Source organism: Phenylobacterium deserti (assembly GCF_003254705.1).
Lineage (GTDB): Bacteria > Pseudomonadota > Alphaproteobacteria > Caulobacterales > Caulobacteraceae > Phenylobacterium > Phenylobacterium deserti.
This window is the reverse complement of the sequence record NZ_QFYR01000002.1, coordinates 104,170-126,357: the sequence shown is the minus strand read 5'-3', so window position 1 is coordinate 126,357 and position 22,188 is coordinate 104,170. Positions and strand designations below refer to the sequence as shown.

At 68.2% G+C, this 22,188-nt stretch carries 24 protein-coding genes; 11 read left to right on the top strand and 13 right to left on the bottom strand.

Annotation, left to right across the window (positions count from 1 at the left end):
- Positions 1-191: 191 nt before the first annotated feature.
- A complete protein-coding gene (locus DJ018_RS10255; protein WP_111514870.1) occupies positions 192-779 on the top strand; it encodes a sigma-70 family RNA polymerase sigma factor in 588 nt (195 codons plus the stop codon).
- Here DJ018_RS10255 and DJ018_RS10250 read toward each other — a convergent pair.
- Complete coding sequence (locus tag DJ018_RS10250) at positions 776-1,432, bottom strand: hypothetical protein (protein WP_111514869.1); 657 nt, start codon at positions 1,430-1,432, stop codon at positions 776-778. The two genes, DJ018_RS10255 and DJ018_RS10250, sit on opposite strands and share 4 nt — an antisense overlap.
- Before the next feature lie 183 nt (positions 1,433-1,615).
- Between DJ018_RS10250 and DJ018_RS10245 the strand changes: the two genes are divergently transcribed.
- On the top strand, positions 1,616-2,929 hold the full coding sequence (locus tag DJ018_RS10245) for an SLC13 family permease (protein ID WP_111514868.1): 1,314 nt from the start codon (positions 1,616-1,618) through the stop codon (positions 2,927-2,929).
- A gap of 9 nt (positions 2,930-2,938) precedes the next feature.
- Here DJ018_RS10245 and DJ018_RS10240 read toward each other — a convergent pair whose 3' ends face one another.
- Positions 2,939-3,478 (bottom strand): lysozyme inhibitor LprI family protein, encoded by a 540-nt coding sequence (locus tag DJ018_RS10240; RefSeq protein ID WP_111514867.1) that lies wholly within the window; start codon positions 3,476-3,478, stop codon positions 2,939-2,941.
- Positions 3,478-4,311, bottom strand: coding sequence for a TIGR00266 family protein (locus tag DJ018_RS10235; protein ID WP_111514866.1), 834 nt, complete (start codon positions 4,309-4,311; stop codon positions 3,478-3,480). The genes DJ018_RS10240 and DJ018_RS10235 overlap by 1 nt, the downstream gene beginning before the upstream one ends.
- A gap of 185 nt (positions 4,312-4,496) precedes the next feature.
- Here DJ018_RS10235 and DJ018_RS10230 point away from each other — a divergent pair, with 185 nt between their 5' ends.
- Positions 4,497-5,120, top strand: a complete 624-nt coding sequence (locus DJ018_RS10230) for a YceI family protein (protein ID WP_240609512.1) — start codon at positions 4,497-4,499, stop codon at positions 5,118-5,120.
- 138 nt (positions 5,121-5,258) lie between these two features.
- The gene (locus DJ018_RS10225; RefSeq protein WP_111514865.1) at positions 5,259-6,080 is read left to right on the top strand and encodes a class I SAM-dependent methyltransferase; all 822 of its coding nucleotides are present in this window, start codon (positions 5,259-5,261) and stop codon (positions 6,078-6,080) included.
- Between the two features lie 35 nt (positions 6,081-6,115).
- Here the strand turns inward: DJ018_RS10225 and DJ018_RS10220 are convergent, their stop codons facing one another.
- From DJ018_RS10220 to DJ018_RS10200, 5 genes are all read right to left on the bottom strand, one after another.
- Positions 6,116-7,237, bottom strand: coding sequence for an alpha/beta fold hydrolase (locus tag DJ018_RS10220; protein WP_111514864.1), 1,122 nt, complete (start codon positions 7,235-7,237; stop codon positions 6,116-6,118).
- Between the two features lie 39 nt (positions 7,238-7,276).
- Positions 7,277-9,439, bottom strand: a complete 2,163-nt coding sequence (locus tag DJ018_RS10215) for a histidine kinase dimerization/phosphoacceptor domain -containing protein (protein ID WP_111514863.1) — start codon at positions 9,437-9,439, stop codon at positions 7,277-7,279.
- 117 nt (positions 9,440-9,556) lie between these two features.
- Positions 9,557-10,132, bottom strand: coding sequence for a hypothetical protein (locus DJ018_RS10210; protein WP_111514862.1), 576 nt, complete (start codon positions 10,130-10,132; stop codon positions 9,557-9,559).
- A gap of 33 nt (positions 10,133-10,165) precedes the next feature.
- The gene (locus DJ018_RS10205; RefSeq protein WP_111514861.1) at positions 10,166-10,363 is read right to left on the bottom strand and encodes a hypothetical protein; all 198 of its coding nucleotides are present in this window, start codon (positions 10,361-10,363) and stop codon (positions 10,166-10,168) included.
- The gene (locus DJ018_RS10200) at positions 10,360-10,611 is read right to left on the bottom strand and encodes a hypothetical protein (RefSeq protein ID WP_111514860.1); all 252 of its coding nucleotides are present in this window, start codon (positions 10,609-10,611) and stop codon (positions 10,360-10,362) included. The genes DJ018_RS10205 and DJ018_RS10200 overlap by 4 nt, the downstream gene beginning before the upstream one ends.
- A 65-nt stretch (positions 10,612-10,676) precedes the next feature.
- Between DJ018_RS10200 and DJ018_RS10195 the strand changes: the two genes are divergently transcribed.
- The 5 genes from DJ018_RS10195 (at position 10,677) to DJ018_RS10175 (ending at position 14,363) form a co-directional block, all read left to right on the top strand.
- Entirely contained in the window at positions 10,677-11,339 is a 663-nt protein-coding gene (locus tag DJ018_RS10195) for a helix-turn-helix domain-containing protein (protein WP_240609511.1), read from the top strand.
- 53 nt (positions 11,340-11,392) lie between these two features.
- Positions 11,393-11,980: an SOS response-associated peptidase family protein gene (locus DJ018_RS10190; RefSeq protein WP_240609510.1), complete on the top strand. Its 588-nt coding sequence runs from the start codon at positions 11,393-11,395 to the stop codon at positions 11,978-11,980.
- A gap of 67 nt (positions 11,981-12,047) precedes the next feature.
- Positions 12,048-13,361: a glycoside hydrolase 5 family protein gene (locus DJ018_RS10185; RefSeq protein ID WP_240609509.1), complete on the top strand. Its 1,314-nt coding sequence runs from the start codon at positions 12,048-12,050 to the stop codon at positions 13,359-13,361.
- A 55-nt stretch (positions 13,362-13,416) separates the two neighbouring features.
- Entirely contained in the window at positions 13,417-14,082 is a 666-nt protein-coding gene (locus DJ018_RS10180) for an HAD family hydrolase (protein WP_111514857.1), read from the top strand.
- A gap of 83 nt (positions 14,083-14,165) precedes the next feature.
- Positions 14,166-14,363 (top strand): hypothetical protein, encoded by a 198-nt coding sequence (locus DJ018_RS10175; protein WP_111514856.1) that lies wholly within the window; start codon positions 14,166-14,168, stop codon positions 14,361-14,363.
- Here the strand turns inward: DJ018_RS10175 and DJ018_RS10170 are convergent.
- The 3 genes from DJ018_RS10170 to DJ018_RS10160 all read right to left on the bottom strand — a co-directional run bounded on the left by DJ018_RS10170 (position 14,360) and on the right by DJ018_RS10160 (position 16,104).
- Positions 14,360-14,566 (bottom strand): DUF3126 family protein, encoded by a 207-nt coding sequence (locus DJ018_RS10170; RefSeq protein ID WP_111514855.1) that lies wholly within the window; start codon positions 14,564-14,566, stop codon positions 14,360-14,362. The two genes, DJ018_RS10175 and DJ018_RS10170, sit on opposite strands and share 4 nt — an antisense overlap.
- A gap of 63 nt (positions 14,567-14,629) precedes the next feature.
- Positions 14,630-15,460, bottom strand: a complete 831-nt coding sequence (cysE, locus tag DJ018_RS10165; protein WP_111514854.1) for a serine O-acetyltransferase — start codon at positions 15,458-15,460, stop codon at positions 14,630-14,632.
- A gap of 29 nt (positions 15,461-15,489) precedes the next feature.
- Positions 15,490-16,104, bottom strand: coding sequence for an NUDIX domain-containing protein (locus tag DJ018_RS10160; protein WP_111514853.1), 615 nt, complete (start codon positions 16,102-16,104; stop codon positions 15,490-15,492).
- 82 nt (positions 16,105-16,186) lie between these two features.
- Here DJ018_RS10160 and DJ018_RS10155 point away from each other — a divergent pair, with 82 nt between their 5' ends.
- Positions 16,187-16,798 carry a nitroreductase family protein gene (locus DJ018_RS10155; RefSeq protein WP_111514852.1) on the top strand — a complete coding sequence of 204 codons (612 nt, stop codon included), beginning with the start codon at positions 16,187-16,189 and terminating at the stop codon, positions 16,796-16,798.
- 289 nt (positions 16,799-17,087) lie between these two features.
- Here the strand turns inward: DJ018_RS10155 and queF are convergent, their stop codons facing one another.
- Positions 17,088-17,543: a preQ(1) synthase gene (queF, locus tag DJ018_RS10150; RefSeq protein WP_111514851.1), complete on the bottom strand. Its 456-nt coding sequence runs from the start codon at positions 17,541-17,543 to the stop codon at positions 17,088-17,090.
- A 619-nt stretch (positions 17,544-18,162) separates the two neighbouring features.
- Between queF and DJ018_RS10140 the strand changes: the two genes are divergently transcribed.
- Positions 18,163-20,103, top strand: coding sequence for a polysaccharide biosynthesis protein (locus DJ018_RS10140; protein ID WP_111514850.1), 1,941 nt, complete (start codon positions 18,163-18,165; stop codon positions 20,101-20,103).
- A 64-nt stretch (positions 20,104-20,167) separates the two neighbouring features.
- Here DJ018_RS10140 and DJ018_RS10135 read toward each other — a convergent pair whose 3' ends face one another.
- Positions 20,168-22,021, bottom strand: coding sequence for a phosphoenolpyruvate carboxykinase (GTP) (locus tag DJ018_RS10135; RefSeq protein WP_111514849.1), 1,854 nt, complete (start codon positions 22,019-22,021; stop codon positions 20,168-20,170).
- Positions 22,022-22,188: the final 167 nt, after the last annotated feature.

Here is a 22,188-nt window from a genome sequence, read left to right as displayed (position 1 = left end):
TGGTAGCGCAACCAGCACCGATGGCCGAACACCGCTCGCACCCGTCGACCGTGCAGGAACTCTCCCACAAACACGCGCGGACGTCAAGAACAAACGAGGAACAGGGCGCGGTCACATCTTTGTTGATCATGCCAGGAACCAAGCTGAGCCGTAGACGTTTCCTTGGCGCAGAACTCTTGGGGGGATTCAGCATGTCCGCGTCCACGTCTTATTCCGCAGCCAAGTTCGAGCGCGAGCTCCTGGCCGCCGTTCCGTTCCTGCGCGCCTTCGCGCGCACCCTGTGCCGCGACCTCGAGCAGGCCGAGGACCTGGCCCAGGAAGCCGTCATGAAGGCCTGGCAGAACCGCGAGCAGTTCCAGCCCGGCACCAACCTGCGCGCCTGGCTCGCCACCATCCTGCGCAACCGCTTCTATTCTGTCGGCCGCCGCCGCAAGTGGCACGCCGACTACGATCAGGAGATCATGGAGCGCACCCTGGTGGCCCCCGACGACCCCTCCGCCCAGGTGGAGCTGGAGGACGTCCGCCGCGCCCTGGCCATGCTCCCCGACTTCCAGCGCGAGGCGTTGATCCTGGTCGGCGCCGGCGGCATGTCCTACGAGGAAGTCGCCGAGATCGCCGGCTGCCCGCTGGGCACGGTGAAGAGCCGCGTCCGCCGCGCCCGCGACGAGCTGCAGTCGATCCTCTTTGAAGGCCGCCCGCGCGATCTTCCCCGGGTGGACGAGCCCCTGCAGGCCCTGGTCGCCGACTTCGACCGCCTGCGCAGCCGCGCCGCCGCCTAGTTCGACCACTCCGCCAGGGTCTGGCCCGCCCCGTCCTCGAACGCCACGCGCTCGAAGACCACGCGGACCAGGCACGCAGGCCGCGTCTCCGGACCCTCGTTCGCACAGCGCACGGGGGTCTCGTCGCTGGCGATGCGTCCGCGCAGCACCAGCCGCCATCCGCCCGCGCCCACCGCCTCGGGCGGGGTCTTGCGGGTCACCTGATAGGCCCGGCCGCCCCGCCGCGAGAGGCGCGAGCCGCCGGTCTCGAACACCTCGGCCAGCCCCACGGTCTCCGGCGCGGCGCCCGCCTCGCCGCTGAGCCCCGCAACCGGACAGGTCTCCACCAGCAGCCAGGGCCGCCGTATCCAGAAGCCTTCCACCGCCTCCACGTCCCCGCTATGCGCCAGCCGCGCCGCCCACGGCGTGTCGGTCCAGTCCACCGGCGAAGCGGTCAGCTTCAGCGCCTGGGACTTGGCGTCATAGGCATAGGCGATGTCCCCCGCCCCTGGGCCGAAGCAGCCGAAGGGCAGCCGAAGCTCGAACCGGCGCCCCGCCATCTTGGGGATGCTGTCGTCATAGGGCGCGCCCGCCGCACTGCGGCTGGCCGCCTGCGCCACCGCCTGCAACAGCTCCGCGCGGCCCACGAACGGTTGCGGTCCCGGCAGCGTCACGGGAGCCTGAGGCGCCGGTTCGGCTTTCGGGGCGGGAGCTGCAGGTTCGGGCGCCGGCTCGGCTGGTCGCGAGCATCCTGCCAGGGAGGCGGCGAGCGCCAGGCAGGCCGCCCTTCCATAAAAACGCGGCGATCCCATCGGGGCACCATAGCAGCGACCGGCGGCCTGACCTACGCTGGGCCGATGAGTTTCGAACAAGCGGCGGCCCTGGCTGTCCTGATCGCGGCCGTCGCTGCGATGATCTGGGGCAAGCTGCGGTCCGACATCGTGGCCCTGACCGGCGCGGCCACGCTGATGGCGCTGGGCGTGGTGCGCCCCTCGGAAGTCCAGGGCGCCTTCGCCAGCCCGGCGATCCTAGCCCTGGCCGCCCTGTTCGTGATCGCCTACGCGATGGAGCAGTCTGGCTTGCTCGGCGCGCTGATCCGCGTGGCGATCCGCTTCTGCCGACGGCTAGGCTCGCTGGGAGTCTGGATCGTGATCGCCCTGTGCGGCGCCGCCTCCGCCTTTCTCAACAACACGCCGATCGTGGTCCTTGCCGCACCGGTGGTGAGGGACGTCTCCACCTCGCTGAACCTTTCGCCGCGCCGCTACCTGATCCCCCTGTCGTACGTCACCATCATGGGCGGCAGCTGCACCCTGATCGGCACCTCCACCAACCTGCTGGTCAACGACATGGCCCGCAGCGCCGGCCAACCGGCCTTCAACATCTTCGACGTCACCCCCGTTGGGCTGATCATCGCCCTGGTCGGCGGTCTCTACCTCGCGCTTGCCGCGCCGCGCCTTCTGTCCGGCAAGGCCGCCTCCCCGCCCGTCCCGGTGGCGGAGGCGCTGGAAGACGCCAGCGCGCGCGTAGACGGGTCGGTTGGCGATCCCACCGTCTTCCTGCCCAACGACCGGCCGCTCGATCTTCGCCGGGGCCTGATCTCGCTGGGCGTGTTCGTCATCGTCGTGGCGGTGGCGGCCGTCGGTTGGGCTCCCATCGCCGCCAGCGCATTCACCGGCGCCGTGGTGCTCATCCTCCTGCGCGTCATCAGTCCGGACGAGGCCTATCGCGGCCTGCGCCCCGAGATCTTGCTGCTGATCGCCGGCATGGTGGTGATCGGCCTGTCGCTGGAACTCACCGGCCTCGCCGCCACCGCAACCGAGGGGCTGATCGGCATGGTGCAAGGCCTGGGGCCGCACATGGCGATGATCCTGCTCTACGGCGTGACGCTTTTCCTGACCGAGATCCTGTCCAACGCCGCGGTGGCCGTGCTGCTCACCCCCGTCGCCGTGGCCCTGGCCGAGAGCCTGGGCGTCAGCACGCAGCCCTTTCTGGTCGCGGTGATGATGGCCGCCAGCGCCGCCTTCGCCACCCCGTTCGGCTACCAGACCAACGTCTTGGTCTACGAGATGGGCGGCTACAGCTACCTGGACTTCCTCAAGATCGGCCTGCCGCTCAACCTGGTCACCTGGGCGGCGGCGGCCCTGGCGATCCCGACCTTCTTCCCGTTCTGAGGAGACGCCTCAGCGGCCAACCTGCGCCAGCCGCTCCAGCTCGTCCGCCCGCTCCCGGCTGCGATCGGCCATGCAGCTCGGCCCGTTCAGCCGGTCGATGGTCCCGCCGGTCGCCCCTTCGCGGCAGCTCTGGTCGCGGAAGCGGATCCACGCCCTCTGCGCTTGCCGCAGTTGCGCCTTGCCCGCTTCGTCCTGCGCCGCCATGGCGGCCTGGTAGGCGCGGTTCAGCCGCCCATCCTGCCGTTCGAACTCCGCGCCCAGGCATTCGGCCATGGCGCTTGTCACGCCCTGCGCCGCCTCGCCGCTGTTCAGGCAGGCGTCCAGCTCTGCACGACCCGCCGGCTGAGCGGGGTGAGGCAGCGGCGCCGTGGCCGGGACCTCGGACGCCCGCGCGGCGGCTGCGCCCGTCTCAGGCGTGGCGGCCTGTGGCGCGACCGGCTGAGCTGATGCCGGCGCAGACCCTGGCGGGGGCGCCGGCTCGGCCGCCTGCCGTTCGCATCCGGCCAGCGCCAGAACCGCCAGCCCCGCCGCCACGGCCGCGCCCCGCATCAGTTGTTGCCGCCGATCAGGTCGCCGAGGTTGCCCAGCACCGAACCCTCGCCGCGATTCTGGCCGCCCGTCCCACCGGCTGCCGCCAGCATCCGCCCAGCCAGCCTGGAGAACGGCAGGGACTGGATCCACACCCGCCCGGGGCCGCGCAGGCGCGCGAAGAAGATACCCTCGCCGCCGAAGAGCATGCTTTTCACCCCGCCCGCCCGGATCAGGTCGAAATCGACGCTGGGCGTGTAGGCCGCCAGGCAGCCTGTATCGACGTGCAGCTCCTCACCGGGCGCCAGCACGCGTTCGGTGATCGTGCCGCCCATCTGCACGAAGGCCCAGCCGTCGCCGTCCAGGCGTTGCATGATGAAGCCTTCGCCGCCGAACAGGCCGGTCATGATCCGCTGCTGGAAGTGGATGCCGATGGACACACCGCGCGCCGCGGCCAGGAAGCTGTCCTTCTGGCAGATCAGCGTGCCGCCCAGCTCCGCCAGGTGCAGCGGCAGGATGGCGCCAGGGGTCGGCGAGGCGAACGCCACCCGCGCCTTGCCCGATCCGTTGTGGGTGAACACAGTGGTGAACAGGCTCTCTCCGGTGACCAGGCGCTTGCCCGCCCCCAGCAGCTTGCCCATGAACCCGGCCCCCTGCCCGCCGGAGCCGTCGCCGAACACTGTGGTCATCTGCACCGAGGCGTCCTTCCAGACCATGGCCCCGGCCTCGGCCACGGCGCTCTCGCCGGGATCGAGCTCGATTTCCACGAACTGCAGTTCCTGGCCCTTGATCTCGAACTCGATGTCGTCCGCGACGCTGCTGCTGCGGTGGTGCGTCCAAGGGCTCTGGGACATTCGCCTGCTCCTGCTGGGGCGGTGTGTGGTCGGGCCCGGGATACTAGCGGCGCGCCGGCCCAGGGCCAGTCTCTCGCTGCGATTGTTTCCGCCTGGGTAGTAGTGAAACACCCGCCGCCCGCTTTATCGCAGCTAAGCTGCAAGCCACCTGATTGGCTCCTCACAGCTGTTCAGGAAACCCTGCCTTGTCGCTGAAGCTTTCCGTTCTCGCCGGCGCCGCCGTCGCCCTTCTCGCCACCGGCGCCCTCCAGGCCCAGGACGCCTTCAACCGCGATCCAGCTCAGGTCCGCGCCGGCCGCTACAACCTCGACCCGGCTCACTCCAAGATCACCTGGTCGGTCAATCACCTGGGCTTCTCCACCTATACCGGCCAGTTCGCCGGCGGCACGGGCACGCTGCAGATCGATCCCAAGTCGCCCCAGGCGGCCAAGCTCGAGGTCAAGGTGGACACCACCCAGGTCGGCACCCTGAACGAAGCGCTCGACAAGCACCTGAAGACGGCCGACTTCCTGGACGTCGCCAACCACCCGACCGCCACCTTCCGCTCTACGAGCCTGAAGCTGGTCGACAAGGACACCGCCGACATCACAGGCGAGCTGACCCTGCGCGGCGTGACCAAGCCCGTGACCATCCGCGCTGACTTCCACCAGTCCGGCGTCAACCCGCTCGACAAGACCTATTCCCTGGGCTTCGACGGTACGACCAAGATCAAGCGCTCAGACTTCGGTGTGAACTACGCTGTCCCCATGGTCGGCGATGAAGTCACCCTGCACCTCGAGGCCGAGTTCAAGCTCGCGCCGGCGGCCTGATCCGCTCCACCTGAGCAGACCCTCCGCTCGTCTCGCGCTGGCGTGGACGGGCGGCGGACCCCGCAGCCTTCCAGCCAACGCGTCTTGTGCGGACGACGTCTGTGTCGGACAGTCGCCGCAATTCAAACGGAGGGCCTCATGAGAACCGTCACCACCTTCACCCTGGCTGCCGCCCTGATTGCGACCGCCGCGCCCGTGGCGATGATCGGCACGCCGGCCGCCGCCCAGACGCCCGCCGCGCGCCAGTCGGCTCTAAAGGCCGCGGTGGCGGCGCCGACCCGCACGCCCGCCAACACGCAACGTGATCGCTACCGGCACCCGGTCGAAACCCTGGACTTCTTCGAGGTCGACCCCACCGACACGGTGGTCGAGATCTGGCCGGGCGGCGGCTGGTACACTGAGATCCTCGCCCCCTATCTGGCCAACGGCGGGACCTACTACGCCGTGGCGCCCGAACGCGGTCAGGCCGGCGTCCGCAAGATGATGGAGGCCAACCCGGCTCTCTACGGCAAGATCAAGGTCGGGGCCTTCCCGGCCCAGGGCGGGCCCGGCGTTCCGGACGGCACGGCCGACGTCGTCGTGACCTTCCGCAACGTCCACAACATGATGATGGGCGATACGCCCTTCGCTGACGCCGCCTTCCGCCAGATGTTCGCCATGCTGAAGCCAGGCGGCGTTCTGGGCGTGGTCGATCACCGCCTGCCGGAAAGCGCCGACACGGCGCGCGAGAAGACCAGCGGCTACCTCAAGGTCTCCACTGTGCGCCGTCTGGCTGAGGCTGCGGGCTTCCAGTACGTCGGCGCGTCCGAGGTGAACGCCAACCCGAAGGACACCACGGACCATCCGAACGGCGTCTGGACGCTGCCGCCCACCTATCGCGCGGGCGACGTGGATCGGGCCAAGTATGCGGCCATCGGCGAAAGCGACCGCATGACCCTGAAGTTCGTCAAACCCCGCTGATCCTGCGGCGTCCGGGTTCGCCCGGACGCATTCGCTTACCGCGCCTTGCCGGCCGCTTTGGCAGCCGGCTTTCGCGGCTTGGCAGCCTTGCCCTTGGTCGCCTTCCCCTTGGCGGCCTTGGGCGCCGGCGCCGCGCTCTCGCGCGCCTGGGCCACTACCTGGCTGATCGCCTCCACCACGGCTGCAGGCTGATCCAGCTGGATGAAGTGGGTGGCGCCCGCCACCTCTCGCCATTCGCCGCGCGTCGAGCGCGCCGCCAGCCTGCGGTGCCCCTCCTTCCAGCGGGCGGAGGCCTCGGCATAGGCCTTGTCGTTCTGCACCGGCTCGCGCGGCGGCGTCTGCGCCGACAGCACCACCAACGGCATGTTCCCGAAGTCGCGGCGCGCCAGACGTTCCTGCTTCCAGCTCAGGCTTTCCGGCTCGGCGCCGGACGGAAAGTAGTTGTTCGACTGCTCCACCTCGGCCTCGTACCAGGACGGCCGGGTGAAGCCCTTCAGCACGTACTCCGTTTCTGCGGGGGTCAGGTCCGGAGCGAGGCTGAAGCAGCCCTGCGGCGCGTCGGCTCTCAACGCGCCCTGGCGGGCGAGTTCGGCGCAGGCTTTCAGTTTCTGACCACCTTTGGCCATGGCCTGCAGTTCACGCCGGCGCTGCCGGCCGGTCGGCGCCCACTGGCCGGCGAAGCCCGGGTCCACCAGCACCATGCCGGCCACCTGCTGCGGAAACCGGTCGGCGAACAGCGTCGAGTAGAAGCCCCCGATCGAATGGCCGACCAGCACCACAGGTCCGCGGATGTCCGCGGCCAGCAGCAGGCGTCGCAGGTCGTCGGTCACATGGATCCCGTCCACCGGGTCCTTGGGCGGATCGCTCAGGCCGAAGCCTGCTCGATCGTAGAAGCAGGTCCGGCTGATCGCCGACGCCTGCGCCTGGACCTTGCGCCAGTTGGCGATGGAGCCCTCGCCGCCCTGTTCGAACAGGATCGTCGGCGAGCCTTTCCCCGTGCAGGCGATGTGCAGCCGACGTCCAGGCTCCACCTCCACCAGGTTGGGCTTCAGGAGCTCCGGATCCATGCTGCCCGTCTGAGCGGCCGCCGGACAGGCCGCGCCCAGCGCCAAGCCCGCCGCCAGAGCTCCCATCAGCCGCCGCGCAGATCCCAGCATCCTCAACCTCCCACCTTGTCCGCGGGCCAAGGCGACGCTTCAGCCCGCGCTCGGTCTTAAACTCGCATCGTGGCTGATCGGCGCCGAGAGCACCGCCCTTAGACCGGGCATGTTGTCCTCGTACTCCAGCACGCCGGCGAGCTGGCTCACCAGACCATTCATCATCCGGCTGCCGAACCCCGAAGCGGCCGACGCTGGCCGGCCGCTGCCACGATCGGCCACGATCAGGCGCAGATCGCTCCCTGACGCCTCAAGGGTGATGGCGAGCGGGCCTGGCGCGCCGCCATAGGCGTACTTGTTGGCGTTGATCACCAGCTCGGTCAGGATCAGGCCCAGGGTCACCGCCCGGTCCGTCGGCAGCAGGATGGGGGCCAGCGTCAGCACCGTTTCGCGCCTCCACTCCGGCCCCAAGGACTCGGCCACATCCGCCCACAGGTCGTCGATGTAGCGGGCCATGTCGATGGTCTCGATCTGATCGGCGCGGTAGAGCCGTCGGTGCGCCATGGCCACGGCGCCCAGCCGGCGGCGGGCTTCCTCCAGCGCCGCCTGCAGATCGGGCTTGTCCGACGCCCGAGCCTGCAGCGCCAGAAAGCTGGAAACCAGCGCCAGACTGTTCTGCACCCGGTGGTTCATCTCCCGCAGCAGCACTTCCTTTTGCTCCAGCAGGCCGTCCTTTTCGGCCACCGAAGCGCCAAGGCGGGTGTTCAGCTCACCCAGGCGACGTTGCTGACGCAGCTCCAGCAGGCTTCGGCGCAGCCGTCCCGCCGCCTCGATCTCCGGCAAGGACCAGGGCTGGGCGACCCCTCTCACCTGCTCGCGCCAGGCCTCGAACGAGGAGCGCGGCGTCAGCGTGCCCAGCGGGCCCACCTTGACTGCGGCGTGTGGGTTGCCGGCCCATTCGACCACCTGCACCCGCTCGGCCCGGAACCACATCAGGGTGGTGGGCTCCTGACCCGGCAGCACCACCGCCAGCAAGCCGCTGCCGATCTCCTGGAACTCCTGCGCCGGCGAGAACACGGAGCCCAAGCGGTGGGTGGCGAACGGCGCGTTGGAATGGTTGGCCCGCACCCAGGCCGCCACCTCCTGCAGGTGCGCCTCGCCAGGACAGGCGCCCGAGCACAGCGTCTGCGTCCCGCTCAGCAAGGCGAAGCTGTCGGCCGCCAGCATCCGGCGCACCTGGTCCAGGTGGTCGGTCAGGCTGAGGTCCAGTTCGTCGTCCTGCCGCAGCAGTTCGCGGATCTCGTCTTCCAGACCGCGCAGGCGGACGCGCTCTCGATAGGCCTCGGCCTCCTGCCGCCCCTTGATCTGACGGGCCAGGCCCGAGGCTAGGGTCCGGCAGGCCGCCCGCTGGTCATAGGTCAGCAGCCGGGGCGTCGCGTGGTGGCAGGCGATCAGCCCCCACAGGCGTCCGTCCACCACGATCGACACAGAGGCCGACGCTCCCACGCCCATGTTCTGAAGGTAGCGCAGGTGGATGGGCGAGACGCTGCGCAGGGCGCTGTCGGAAAGGTCCAGGGCGCCGCCGCCCGGCTCGCGCGGGCGGATCGGCGCCGGCTCGTAGACCGCGCTGGGGATCACCCGCACGAGATTGCGCACATAGAGGGCGCGCGCCTGCGAGGGGATGTCCGACCCCGGGAAATGGTGGTTCAGGAACGAGTCCATGCCAGCCGCCCGGTCCTCGGCCAAGACCACGCCGGCCGCGTCGTCCAAGAAGCGGTAGACCATCACCCGGTCGAAGCCGGTGACGCCCCGGAACTCCCGCGCGGCTCGCTCGCACAGCTCCTGCAAGTTCGCGGCCCGCTCGAAGTTGGCGCCGGCGCGCTCCAGCATCCCGAGCACGGCGGAAGCCGACGTGGCCGCGCCAACCCCGGGCTCCAGCTCCACCAGCATGAATTCACCGGCCTGGTGGGCGCTGACGTCGAGCAACTCGCCGGCCTCGGTGCGAAGCTGCCCCGCATAGCCAGACGCTCCGCCGGAGTGGGCGGCGCGTCCCACCGTGGCGGCGAGTTCGTCGCCGATCACGCTCGCCAGGTTCGCACCCAACCAGTCGGTCACGCCCAGCCGCCGCTCCACGTCCCCGGCCACGGCTCGGATGGTCAGCAGGTCACGATCCGCAATCAGCAGCAGTCCGTGCGGCTGGATGGATCCTGGGATGTGGATGGGCTCGGCGTGGCAACTCGTCGAGTCGGGCGCTGCCGACATCAGGCCTCCAGGCGGTTGGAAGGTACCGCCCCGCCCAGAGCTGAGCTCACGCTTGGGATGGCCACGCACCAAAATAACATGTGACAGGCTAAGGTTCCCTCGACCCGGGGCGCCGCGTCAACCTGCGCCCAGAAGATCTAGCGCGACCTTCAGCACGGCCTCCAGACGCAGCCCCTCTCGCTCTCCGCCGCCCGCTTCCCGCGGCGTCAGCTCGCGCCCGCAGATCATATCGCACGCGCCCACCAGATCGGGCTGCGCCATCAGCCTCGAACGCAGGCCCTCCAGTTCCTCCCGCGCCCGCGCCCTGCGCGCCGCCACCCTCAGCACCACCTCCAGCGCCGGCTCGCCGCGTGAGCCTCCGCCCGGCTGGATCTCCAGTGTCGAGCCGATCGGCGCCTCCGCCTCGGCCCGCCGAAAGCACGCGCCGTAGCGCTCGCCCGCCGCCTTCTGGCCGTCGTTGATCCGCCCCTTGTGGTGCAGCCAGTCCAGCCCGGTGCGCCGCTGATACGGCGTCTCGCGCCCGCCCTTGCCGGCCGGCTCCTTGCTGAAGGCGGAGCCCCGCCGCTTCGACAGGGCCACGGTCTCCGCCACGCCCTCCGCCACGGCCCGGGCCTGCGCCCGCGCCTTTTCCCGCTGCTCGAGCATGAGCAGCCGCTCGCGCGTGTCCCGCGCGGGATCCCAAGCGCGTCCCATGCGCCGCTCCTTCCTGTAAGTCGTTGTTTTCGCTCAGCGCGCGCCGCGCGCCACCACCGCATCCGCCAACCGGTAGACGGCCTCTCCGGCCTCCCGCTCGCCTTGGATGATCACCAGGCCGGCCGCCGTGTGCGCGAGCAGCTGGCGCAGGAACTCGCCCCGCTCCTCCGGCTTGCGTCGGCTCAGCGCCCCCGCAACCAGCTTGGCCGCATCCTCCAGCCCCGCGCTCATCGCACCAGAGCGGGGAACCCGCCCTCCCTCAGCACGGCCGCAACGTGGGCCTCGCACCGCGCGAACTTCGGCCGCATCGCCGCCTCCTCCGTCCGCCCTCGCGTCTGGAACAGCCGCTCCAGCCGCCCCGCTACGATCGCGTCCAGCCCCAGCAGCGATCGCGCCCGCGCCGGAGGTTCACCCCCATGACGAAGCGCCGCATAGCTGATGCTCGCGTGAGTGGAATTTATGTGATGTACTGTCGCCATGCGTGAACTGTACGAAAGGTACAGGGCTTGCGCAAATTTTTCCTGTATGTTTTTTACAGCGGCAGATGACCGCAGACTCTTCCATGGACAGCCGCCCTCAGCGGCTCCGCGAAGCCCGGATCGCGAAGGGCTTCGAAACCGCCGCCGCGGCGGCGGACGCTTTCGGCTGGAACCGGAACACCTACGCCTCGAACGAGAACGGCAACGCCGCCTTCTCCTATCGACGGGCCAAGGAGTACGCCGCCGCGTTCGGCGTCCGGCCCGAATGGCTCTACGACTCCGCCGGCCCTATGCGCCCCACAGCCGAGCCCGGTTATGTGCCCATCATCGGTCGCGTGGGCGCTAATCCCGACGGCGTGGTCCTCTTCGCCACGGGGCAGGACGCTGGTGACTTGGCCCCTATTCCACCTGGCGGCACCGACAAGGCCGTGGCCCTGCGAGTGGTCGGCCACTCGATGCGCGGCATCGCCGACGACGGCGCCCTGATCTACTTCGAGGACCAGCGGACCCCGCCCACCCCTGACATGCTGGGCCACGTAGTTGTGGTCGAAGTCGATACTGACGAGGTGCTGGTCAAGCGCCTGCTGCGCGGCTCGCGAGGCGGCCTCTTCGACCTGGAAAGCGTCGCCGGCCCGACCCGTCACGACGCCCGCCTGCGCTGGGCGGCCCACATCACCGCGATCATTCCCCCCTATCAGGCACGCCGCATCATTCGCGGCGTCGCATGAGGATCATAGAACCGCCTCTTGGCGGATTGTAGTTTTTATACGGTTGCTCACAGGTGATCCGCCGCCCCACTCTGCGGGCGATGTGCAACGAATACCGCTTCAAGCAGGCGCTGGACCGGATCGCTCTCGAGTTCAGCCAGCAGCAGATCCCGCTGCACTGGGCTGGCGGCGCGCCCAACCTAGAGCCGCGCGACTCCATTCGTCCGACCGACCCCGCCCCGATCCTGGTGGGATCGCCCGAAGGCGCTGAACTGAAGCAACTGCGCTGGGGCTTCCCGCCGCCGCCGGGCCGGAAAGGCGGACCGATCATCAACTTCCGTTCCGAAGGACGCCGCTTCCCTGTCGGTCGCTGCTTGATCCCGGCCGATGGCTTCTACGAGTTCACCGGCGACAAGGCGCCGAAGTCCAAGTGGCTCTTCACCAGCACCGAGTCAGAGCTGTTCTGCATCGCCGGACTGGTTCGTGAGGACCGCTTCACCATGCTGACCTGCGCGCCAGGCCCGGACATCGCGCCCTACCACGACCGTCAGATCGTGATCCTTCATCGCGCCCAATGGGCGGACTGGCTCGGCCTGGCAGAAGCCCAGCCGGCGATCACACCCCTTCCGGCCGGCTCACTTGCAGTGACCCAGATCCGCTGACGCCGCCCATTGACGCCGCGCCGCCGCGCCGTGGAAACAGGACAGTGAAGCCTTGCGAAGGAAGATCATGTTCAGCCGCCGTTCCATTCTCGCCGCCGGCGCCGCCCTTGCCGCCGCGCCTGGCGCGCTGGCCGCAGCCCGCCCCGGCTACGTCACCGCGGAGGGCATGGGCTTTCGCATCGACGGACGGCCCTACCGCTACGCTGGTTCGAACATGTGGTACGGCGCGTACCTGGGCGCCGACGCGCCTTTCGGCGCCCGTGATCGCCTGGCGCGCGAACTGGACCGGCTCGTGGAAACCGGCGTCGACAACATCCGCGTGCTGGGCTCGTCCGAGGACTCGCCCCTCAAGAATTCGATCAAGCCCGCCTTCCGCAACCGCGGCTCCGATTACAACGAGACCCTGCTGAAAGGCCTCGACCTGCTGCTCGCCGAAATGGGCCGGCGCGGCATGAAGGCCGTGATCTACCTGACCAACTTCTGGGAGTGGTCCGGGGGGATGATGACCTATCTCTACTGGACCAACGGCGGCCGCTACATCGACAACGGAGACCCGTCGCACCCTTGGCCGGCCTTCGCCGATTTCAACGCTGACTTCTACAAGAGCCGCGTCGCTGTCGGCATGTACCACGACTACGTCCGCGCCGTGGTCGGCCGCACAAACACCGTAACCGGCGCGGCCTACCGCGATGACCCTGCCATTATGGCCTGGCAGCTGGCCAATGAGCCGCGCCCCGGCGGCAGCGAAAAGGTCGGCGCGCCCAACCTGCCCACCTTCTACGCCTGGGTGCGCGACACTGCCCGCCTGATCAAGTCTATCGACCCTAACCATCTGGTTTCCACAGGCAGCGAGGGGCTGCAGGGCTGCCTGTCCATGGCCGAGTGCGTCGAGACCGAGCATCAGCCGCCCATCGACTACGTGACCACCCACATCTGGCCGCAGAACTGGGGCTGGGTTGATCCCAAGCGCATTGCGCAGACCCACGCCAACGCCACGGCCAAGGTCGCCGAGTACATCGACGGCCATCTGGCGATCGCCCGCCGCATGAACAAGCCGTTGGTCATCGAGGAATTCGGCTACCCGCGCGATGACGCCTCGTTCGAACCCGGCTCGCCCACGACCTTCCGAGACCGCTACTACGGACAGATCTACGCCGCGGTCCTGCAGCACGCGGTCCGCGGCCCTCTCGCCGGCTCCAACTTCTGGGCCTGGAACGGCGAAGGCCGGGCGCAGCACGCCGAAAAGCAGTTCCGTCCGGGCGACCTGTCCTACCTGGGCGATCCCCCGCATGAGCCGCAGGGCTGGTACGGTGTGTTCGACGTCGACGCCAGCACCCGAGCCCTGATCCGCGACCACGCTCGCGCTCTGAAGGCGCTCTAGGCGCGGGAACACCGGTTCCGCTTGCGGGTTGTCTGCGCCTCGACAGGAGCGCGTGATGGCCCGGGCGGTGATCTTCGATGTGGATGGCACCTTGATCGACACGGTCGATCTGCATGCCGCGGCGTGGGTGGACACCTTTCGACACTTCGACCTCGACGTCGCTTACGACGCGGTGCGCAGCCAGATCGGCAAGGGCGGAGACCAGCTGATGCCGGTCTTCCTTCCACCTGACATGCTGGAGGCGCGCGGCGAGGAGATCGAGACCTTCCGAAGCGAACTGTTCAAACGCGACTACTTGCCGAAGGCTCGTGGCTTCCCGCAGGTGCGAGATCTGTTCCAGCGCCTCAAGGCCGACGGCGTCATCATCGCCATTGGCTCGTCCTGCAAAGCGGACGAGTTGCCCGTTTACACGGATCTTGCCGACGTCACCGACCTCATCGACGTCAAGACCACGTCCGATGACGCAGAACGCTCCAAGCCCTTTCCGGACATCTTCCAGGCGGCCCTGGAGAAGCTGGCGCCGCTCACCGCCAGTGATGTGCTTGTGGTGGGCGACAGCCCCTTCGACGCCGAGGCCGCCGGCCGCGCCGGCCTCGGCGCCGTCGGCGTTCTGTGCGGCGGCTTCCCGGAGGCCGAACTCAGGGCCGCCGGCTGCCGCGCGATCTATGCGGATCCCGCCGCGATCCTGGCGAGCTACGCGGAAAGCGAGCTTCGCCTCTGAATTTCAAGGAAGACGCGCAAAGCCGTCGCTTTCTGCAATCGCAGGGCGGTAGCGCTCACATCAGCGCTAACTAGGGTCGCGACATGGACGAGCTTGAACAGTCCGTCTTCGCCCTGGAGCTGCTTGTGATGCTCCGGCTCTCGATGGACGATCCGGACCGGGTCCGGCAAATGGCCGACGCCATCAGGGTGGATCTCGACGATTCAACCCCGATGGAGCGCCGCATTCGCCAGCGCGCGCTGGAGATGCTGACGCAGATGGCGCCGGCCGCGAGGACCTAGGGCAGATCCTCGGCCAGGATGGCCATTTCGAACATGAACGAGCCGTCCTCGTCCTCGTCTTGGAACACGACGCCGACGAACTCCTCGCCGATGTAGACCTCGGCGGAGTCCTTCTGCTTGGGGCGCGGCACGAGGGTGATCCGCGCATTGGCGAAGGTCCCGCGCAGATGGGTCTCGATCTTGCGGATAGTCTTTTCGTCCACGCGAGGCGCTCCTGAAGTCCTTACTCGGCGCGAACCTAACCGCTTGGGCGCGCCGCGCAAACCTCAGATCACGTAGTCGTACACAGCCTCGGCAAGCGTGTGGTCCATGCTCTTGGCCGGTTCGGTGCAGGTTGGGCAGTTGACCAGCCGCGCCGGCACCCCGGCCGCCGTGCAGCCGGCCGGCACCGGCTTCAGCACCACCGAACCGGAGGCGATCTTCGCGTAGTCGCCGATCTTGATGTTGCCCAGCACCTTGGCGCCGGCGCCGAGCAGGACGCCCTTGCCGATCTTGGGGTGCCGGTCGCCGCGTTCCGCGCCCGTGCCGCCCAGGGTCACGCCCTGCAGCATGGACACGTCGTCTTCAATCACCGCGGTCTCGCCGATGACGATGGCGGTGCCGTGGTCGATGAACACCCCACGCCCGATCCGCGTGGCCGGGTGGATGTCCACCTGGAAGAGTTCGCTAGTCCGGCTTTGCAGGTAGAGCGCCAGGGTTTCTCTGCCTTGGCCCCAGAGCCAGTGGGCGACCCGATGGGTCTGGAGAGACAGGAAGCCTTTGAAGAACAGGAACGGCTGGATGTAGCCCTTGCAGGCCGGATCGCGCTCGAAGACCGCCCGAAGATCCGCCTCGGCCATGTCCACCAAAGCCGGATCGGCGGCATAGGCGTCCTGCGCCACCTCGCGAAGGGTCATGGCCCGCAGCTCCTGGTCCCCCAGCTTGCGCGCCAGCTGGTACGACAAGGCGTCGCCCAGGCTCTTATGATTCAGGATCGTCGTAGCCAGCAGAGAGGCGAGCGCGGTCTCGTCACGCGCCGCAGCCTCCGCTTCGTTGCGCAGGGCCGCCCAAACCGGCGGCGCGGCGGCGGGATCGATCACTTCCAGACGTTGGCTCATGGCGTCCTCCCGCCCCAAAGGCGGCTCTCCTATCCTAGCATGGCGCGCGCCAGCGCGTCCGGCAGGTCTCCCTCCCGCGCCATATGGTAGGCCCGCAGCAGCATCGCCACCGTCAGCACGTCCTGCAAATGTCCGGCCAGGGCTGCATCGAGCGCTTCCCGGAACGGCACGCGCTGCATGACGATCTCTTCGGTGTCGTCGACGTGGTGATCGCCGTCGGCGGCGCTAAGACCGAAGGCCACGTAGCCCATCGCGCGCTCGTCGGTGACCGAGTTGGAGAGCTGTACCTCCAGCACCTTTCGCCATTCCGCCGCTTTCAGGCCGGTCTCCTCGGCCAACTCGCGCTGCGCGCCGATCAGCGGATCCTCGTCCAGAGGCGAGCCGCCTTCCGGGATCTCCCAGCTGTAGTCCGACAGCGCGAAACGGTTCTGGCCGACCATGATCACCGTGCCGTCGTCGTGCAGCGGCAGCACGGCCATAGCCAGGTTCTTGAAGCTGACGACGCCGTACTGGGCTGGGCGCCCCGTCGGCGCGACAGCCTCGTGGTGACTCACGCTGATCCACGGGTTCTCGTAGACGAGCCTTTGCGAGACACGCTTCCAGGGCTGTCCGTGGGGCCGAAGCCAGGCGGGTTTGTCCGACATCTGTCCTGCGCTGCCTTGAAGAGCGGGCGCGCGAACCCATAAAGATGCGGACACCTCCGCTCCAGAGAAATGCGAGACGCCTTTGACCGACGCTGTTCTGCCGCCCGCCCCCGAGTTCGGCGCTCCGCTGCAGATCCTTCCGTCCCCTGAGGTGCTCCGCTTCCTGGCGCTTCGGCGTTCGGCCCCTGCGGTGGCCCTCCGAAGCCCAGCGCCTACGGCCGCTCAGCTGCAAGACCTGATCCGCTTGGCCGCCCGCGTTCCCGACCACGGCAAGCTCGCGCCCTGGCGGTTCGTCGTACTGGAGGGGGACGCGAAGGACCGGTTTGCCGCCGGCCTCGAGCAACTGGCGCAATCACGCGGCGACGCGGTCGCCGCCAGCAAGCTCGGCAAGCTGAAGATCCCTCCCCTGGCGATCGCGGTGGTGAGCTCGCCCAAGGCGGCCGCGATCCCGGAGTGGGAGCAGTTGCTGTCGGCGGGCGCCGTCTGCACCAACCTGACCTATGCGGCCTCGGCCATGGGTTTCGGGGCTAACTGGATCACCGACTGGTATTCGTACGACCGCGAAGCCCTGGCCTTGCTGGGCGCGTCCGCGGACGAGAAGGTCGCCGGCTTCATCCTGATTGGAACGGTGGTCGAGCCGCCGCTGGAGCGGGAACGACCCGATCACTCTAAGCTGGTGTCCCGCTGGGGGTGACGCCTTGGTGAGCGCAAGCAGCGCTCCAGACACACGACGGCCGGGCGACGCGCCGCACCGCCCGGCCTGAAGTGACACGCCCGAGGAGAGTTGGGCGTGATCAGGTATAGGCCCCCTCGGCCGCTTTGGAAAGCCCGCGAGGGTGCAGAAAGTGTGTCCGCACGGGATTCTCCTGAGAGGAGAGCCAGTCGTCCCCGTCGGCAAAGCTCAGCGACATCTGATGATCGCTGGCAGAAAGGCGCAGCTTATACGCAAGCTCACCTTACTACCTGAAGTATTGATCTGGCGCTTAGCCACGTCCGCGATAGGACGGCACCCCTTGGTCGGGCAGCCACAGGCCTTCCGGCGGGGCCCCGGTCTGCCAGAACACGTCGATCGGTATGCCGCCGCGGGGATACCAGTAGCCGCCAATACGCAGCCAGCGTGGCTCCAACTCGGCCACCAGCCGCCGTCCGATGGCCACGGTGCAGTCCTCGTGGAACGCCCCATGGTTGCGGAAGGAGGTCAGATAGAGCTTCAGCGACTTGGACTCGACCAGCCAATCGGCCGGGGCGTAGTCGATCACCAGATGTGCGAAGTCGGGCTGTCCGGTCACCGGGCAGAGCGAGGTGAATTCCGGCGCCGTGAATCGGGTCAGGTAAAGGCTGTCGGCGTGCGGGTTTGGCACGCGCTCCAGCACCGCCTCTTCAGGGCTCGCGAAGCCGCGGACGTCGCGGCCAAGCTGGGTCAGGTGGGTCTCTTCCATGCGGCGGGCTTTAGCCGCTAGACCGGATGCAAACAACGGGAGCAGGCGATGACGGGCAAGGATTTCAGCGACTTCGCGGTATGCCCCTGTCCTTCGCCCGCGCCCTAGCGCGCGGATCCGAACGAACGCGGTCTGCCCCGGGTTCATCGATACGCCGTGTTCGACAAGTCCAAGGCGGCGGACATCGCTCCCTCCGCCGTCTTCTTCGCGTCGCCGGCTTCGCGCCACACCAATGGCGAGACGCTGTTGCTTGAAGCGGGACTCACCTCGGCTTCACCCCGCTCTCGGCCGGTGACCGGATCGGATCGGGTGCCTGCGCAAGAGCCTCACCTGCAGCACTGGTGACACCAAACGCGATTTACCCCTACGACCACATGGGGTCCGTCGGCCTCAAAGCCACGTTTCGATTGAGCTTTTTGGAACCAGATCAGCTCGCCATAGGCCTCCGCGGCGGCCTTTTTCGTTGCATGCACGACGTGCAGTTTCTAAGGTTAGGACTATCTCGCGACGCGCAGAACGTGTGCGATTCGCGTTCCAGTGGAGCTGACGCCCCAAAAAGGTGCGGCCTGTCGCACTCCAGGTTTCAGGTTTGGATTCGACAGTGAGCGGAGTGCGGCGCATGGAACGGCTGGCGTTTCGAGCTCAGACCATTGTTGCCGATGTCCTGATCGCCTTCGCTGCGTTCAGCGCCGCCTACAGCATCGCCCCGTCAGGCCTCACCACACTGGCCCTGAGCCCCTCGCCGTCCCTGACAATGGCGCAGCTGGTTGGGCTTTACGGCGCACTAGCCGGCCTCTTCACCCTTCTGTTCCGCCGCGAGCTGTCCCCTTGGCGCTACGCCTCGATTCCGGACGCGCTGGTGCTCGCGCGCATCGCCCTGCTCACCGTGGGCGTGTTCCTGCTCTGCATCTTTGTGCTGGATCGCGCCCAAGCCCTGCCGCGGCCCACTCTGTTCATGGCCCCCATCTTCCAGATGATCGGCTCCATGGGGCTGCGGATCGCGCGTCGCGCGCTGCACGAGCATGCGCTGGACACCTTCTCACCCCTCAAGGCGGTTACTGACCGCGTAGGGCAGTCGACCAGCCTGCTGCTGATCGGCCCGCCGGCCGCCGCCGACACCTACCTGCGCGATGTCGCCCGAAGCCATGACCGGACCTACACCCCCGTCGGAATTGTCGGCACCGACCGGCGCGATGTCGGGCAGCAGGTACGCGGCGTTTGCATCATCGAGTCGCTGGAACGCCTGGACGAGGCGCTAGCCGACCTCCGGCGCTGGAACCGCTATCCCCGCGCCATCCTGTTCCTCGAGGAGCCGGGGCGGCTGAAGGGCCTCACCGCCGACCAGCTGGGGCGGCTGAAGAACGACGGAATCCGCCTGCTGCGTCTGCCGTCGATCGTCGACCTTTCGCACCACGAGGGCGTCACTCTCCTGCCAATGCCGGAGATCAACATCGAGGAGTTGCTGGCCCGCGACCCCATCGAGCTCGACGCCGCACCGGTGGCTCAGCTGATCCGTGGCCGCCGCGTTCTGGTCACGGGAGCCGGCGGTTCGATCGGAGCCGAGCTCTGCCGCCAGGTGGCCCGGTTCAAGTGCGCCCACCTCACCTTGCTCGATATCTCCGAAACCTCGCTGTTCGAGATCGAGCGCGAGATGGCGGAAACCTACCCGCACATGTCGCGCAGCGCCGTGCTCTGCGATGTGCGTAACGCCGCCCGCCTGAACGCCGCCTTCATGGCCGAACAGCCGGACCTGGTGTTCCACGCCGCGGCCCTCAAGCATGTGTCCATGGTCGAGCGCCACCCGTGCGAAGGCGTGCTCACCAATGTGATCGGCACCTGGAACGTGGCCGAAGCGGCGAAGACGGCGCACGCCGCCCAAATGGTGTTGATCTCCACCGACAAGGCCGTCGATCCCACCAATGTCATGGGCGCCACCAAGCGACTTGCCGAAGCGGTGATCCAGGCCCAGCAAACCGTCGGCGACGGCACGCGCTTCTCGGCCGTGCGGTTCGGCAACGTCCTGGGCTCAGCGGGCTCGGTGGTGCCGATCTTCAAGTCGCAGATCGAACGCGGCGGCCCGGTGACCGTGACCCATCCGGAGATGGAGCGGTTCTTCATGACGATCCCGGAGGCGTCTCAGCTGGTGCTGCACGCCACCGCGACCTCGGCAAAGGGTGAAGCTGGCGACGCGCGGCTGTTCCTCCTAGAGATGGGCGCGCCGGTGCGCATCATCGATCTGGCCAAGCAGATGATCGCCCTGTCCGGCCGCACGCCCGGCAAGGACATCGAAATCGAAGTCACCGGCCTGCGGCCGGGCGAGAAGCTCACCGAAGCGCTGCTCGATGAGACGGAACGCTCCGTCCCCTGCGCGCCCAAGGTCATGGAGGTGATCTCCAGCTCCGCCTTGCGCGTCACCGCCGACCACCTCGAAGGGCTGCAGGCGCACGCGGAGCGTGGCGAGGTCGCCGAGGTGCGCCGCGCCCTGTTCGACCTCGTGGCGCAGATCCGCGGCGAGAAACCCGGCGCCGCTCCTCACCTGCGCGTCGTCGCCGGGCGCTGAGCGCCCAACAAGAAAAAGGAGCGGCGTTTCCGCCGCTCCCCTCGGATATTCCTGAGCTTTCGCCCTACTCGGCGGCTTCCATGGCGGCGCTCGCCTTGGAGCCTTGCAGGCGGCTCTTCAGCTCTTCGTATTCCGCCCACAAAGCCTGCGGCAGGCGATCGCCGAACTTGGCGTAGAAGGGCGGGATCAGCTCCGCTTCCTGGCGCCAGATATCCGGGTCGACGCTGAGCAGAAGCTCCAGCTGTTCCGGCTTCAGCGACAGGCCCGACGTGTCCAGGCTGTCGGCCGTCGGCAGTTTGCCGATCGGGGTGTCTTTGGCGTCCGCCCGGCCTTCCAGGCGCTCGACGATCCACTTCAGAACGCGGGCGTTCTCGCCATAGCCCGGCCAGACGAACTTGCCCGTCTCGTCCTTGCGGAACCAGTTCACGAAGTAGATGCGCGGCAGCTTGGAGGTGTCGGCCTTGGCGCCCATGGCCAGCCAGTGGGCGAAGTAGTCGCCCATGTTGTAACCGCAGAAGGGCAGCATCGCGAACGGGTCGCGGCGCAGCTCGCCGATGGCGTTCTCCGCTGCGGCGGTGCCTTCCGACGCCACGTTGGACGCCATGAACACGCCATGCGCCCAGTCGCGAGCCTCAGTGACTAGCGGCACGGCGCTGGCGCGGCGGCCGCCGAACAGGATGGCGCTGATCGGCACGCCAGCCGGATCCTCCCATTCGCCAGCGATCACCGGGCACTGGGCGGCCGGAACGGTGAAGCGGGCGTTCGGGTGGGCCGCCGGCTCGGCGCTGTCGGGAGTCCACGGACGGCCGCGCCAGTCGGTCAGCTCGGCCGGCTTGTCTTCGGTCAGGCCTTCCCACCAGACGTCGCCGTCCGGCGTCAGCGCCACGTTGGTGAAGATCGAATTTCCGTGGAGGGCGTCGACGGCGTTCTTGTTGGTGGCTTGGCCGGTGCCCGGCGCCACGCCAAAGAAGCCCGCCTCCGGATTGACGGCATAGAGCCGGCCGTCCTCGCCGAACCGCATCCAGCAGATGTCGTCGCCGATGGTCTCGGCCGTCCAGCCCGGCAGGCTGGGCTGCAACATCGCCATGTTCGTCTTGCCGCAGGCGCTGGGGAAGGCGGCGGCGACGTAGTGCGTCTTCTGCTCGGGCGAGGTCAGCTTCAGGATCAGCATGTGCTCGGCGAACCACCCCTCGTCACGCGCCATCACGGAGGCGATACGCAGGGCGAAGCACTTCTTCCCGAGCAGGGCGTTGCCGCCGTAACCGGAGCCGTAGGACCAGATCTCCCGGGTTTCCGGGAAGTGGACGATGTACTTCTCAGGGTTGCACGGCCAGGCCACGTCCGCCTGCCCTTGCGCCAGGGGCGCGCCAACCGTGTGCACCGCAGGGACGAACTCGCCGTCCGTCCCGAGTTGATCGAGCGCAGCCTGACCCATGCGGGTCATGATCTTCATGGATACGACCACGTACGGGCTGTCGGTCAGCTCCACGCCGATGGCGCTGATCTTGGAGCCGAGTGGGCCCATGCAGAACGGCACCACGTACATGGTGCGGCCCCGCATCGCGCCGTCGAACAGGCCGTTCAGCGTTGTGCGCATCTCGGTCGGGTCGGACCAGTTGTTGGTCGGTCCGGCGTCCTGCGGATCGGCCGAGCAGATGAAAGTCCGGCTTTCCACCCGCGCCACGTCGCTCGGATCCGACGCTGCGTAGAAGGAGTTCGGCCGCTTTTCGGGGTTGAGCCGCTTCAGGGTGCCGGCGGCGACCAGCTCTTCGGTCACCCGATCCCATTCGGCTTGGGAGCCGTCACACCAGACGACGCGCTCCGGCTTCGTCAGTTCCGCAATCTCCCGCACCCAGGCGAGAAGTTTGGCGTGTTTGGTCGGCGCGGACTCGAGGCCCGGAATGACGCTCTGACTCATGAAACTCCCCAAAGGTCATCAGCGCCCTGGCTGTAGGAGCCGGGGCGACATAAGCGGCGCCGCGGGGGCGCTCAGTACTAACGCTCGAGTACGAAGAAGATCCAATCACTGTCAAACAACAACGTGAAAATTCAACGGCAGAATGCGGACTCAGCCGCCCTCCGGTG

Coding starts and splice junctions, on each gene's coding strand:
- DJ018_RS10135 (WP_111514849.1), bottom strand. CDS start 22,021: ATGAGTCAGAGCGTCATTCCGGGCCTCGAGTCCGCGCCGACCAAACAC.
- DJ018_RS10240 (WP_111514867.1), bottom strand. CDS start 3,478: ATGCGGGGCGCGGCCGTGGCGGCGGGGCTGGCGGTTCTGGCGCTGGCC.
- cysE (WP_111514854.1), bottom strand. CDS start 15,460: ATGAGCCAACGTCTGGAAGTGATCGATCCCGCCGCCGCGCCGCCGGTT.
- DJ018_RS10220 (WP_111514864.1), bottom strand. CDS start 7,237: ATGCTGGGATCTGCGCGGCGGCTGATGGGAGCTCTGGCGGCGGGCTTG.
- DJ018_RS10225 (WP_111514865.1), top strand. CDS start 5,259: ATGAGAACCGTCACCACCTTCACCCTGGCTGCCGCCCTGATTGCGACC.
- queF (WP_111514851.1), bottom strand. CDS start 17,543: ATGGAAGAGACCCACCTGACCCAGCTTGGCCGCGACGTCCGCGGCTTC.
- DJ018_RS10180 (WP_111514857.1), top strand. CDS start 13,417: ATGGCCCGGGCGGTGATCTTCGATGTGGATGGCACCTTGATCGACACG.
- DJ018_RS10195 (WP_240609511.1), top strand. CDS start 10,677: ATGACCGCAGACTCTTCCATGGACAGCCGCCCTCAGCGGCTCCGCGAA.
- DJ018_RS10235 (WP_111514866.1), bottom strand. CDS start 4,311: ATGTCCCAGAGCCCTTGGACGCACCACCGCAGCAGCAGCGTCGCGGAC.
- DJ018_RS10140 (WP_111514850.1), top strand. CDS start 18,163: ATGGAACGGCTGGCGTTTCGAGCTCAGACCATTGTTGCCGATGTCCTG.
- DJ018_RS10175 (WP_111514856.1), top strand. CDS start 14,166: ATGGACGAGCTTGAACAGTCCGTCTTCGCCCTGGAGCTGCTTGTGATG.
- DJ018_RS10210 (WP_111514862.1), bottom strand. CDS start 10,132: ATGGGACGCGCTTGGGATCCCGCGCGGGACACGCGCGAGCGGCTGCTC.
- DJ018_RS10200 (WP_111514860.1), bottom strand. CDS start 10,611: ATGGCGACAGTACATCACATAAATTCCACTCACGCGAGCATCAGCTAT.
- DJ018_RS10255 (WP_111514870.1), top strand. CDS start 192: ATGTCCGCGTCCACGTCTTATTCCGCAGCCAAGTTCGAGCGCGAGCTC.
- DJ018_RS10160 (WP_111514853.1), bottom strand. CDS start 16,104: ATGTCGGACAAACCCGCCTGGCTTCGGCCCCACGGACAGCCCTGGAAG.
- DJ018_RS10245 (WP_111514868.1), top strand. CDS start 1,616: ATGAGTTTCGAACAAGCGGCGGCCCTGGCTGTCCTGATCGCGGCCGTC.
- DJ018_RS10205 (WP_111514861.1), bottom strand. CDS start 10,363: ATGAGCGCGGGGCTGGAGGATGCGGCCAAGCTGGTTGCGGGGGCGCTG.
- DJ018_RS10215 (WP_111514863.1), bottom strand. CDS start 9,439: ATGTCGGCAGCGCCCGACTCGACGAGTTGCCACGCCGAGCCCATCCAC.
- DJ018_RS10185 (WP_240609509.1), top strand. CDS start 12,048: ATGTTCAGCCGCCGTTCCATTCTCGCCGCCGGCGCCGCCCTTGCCGCC.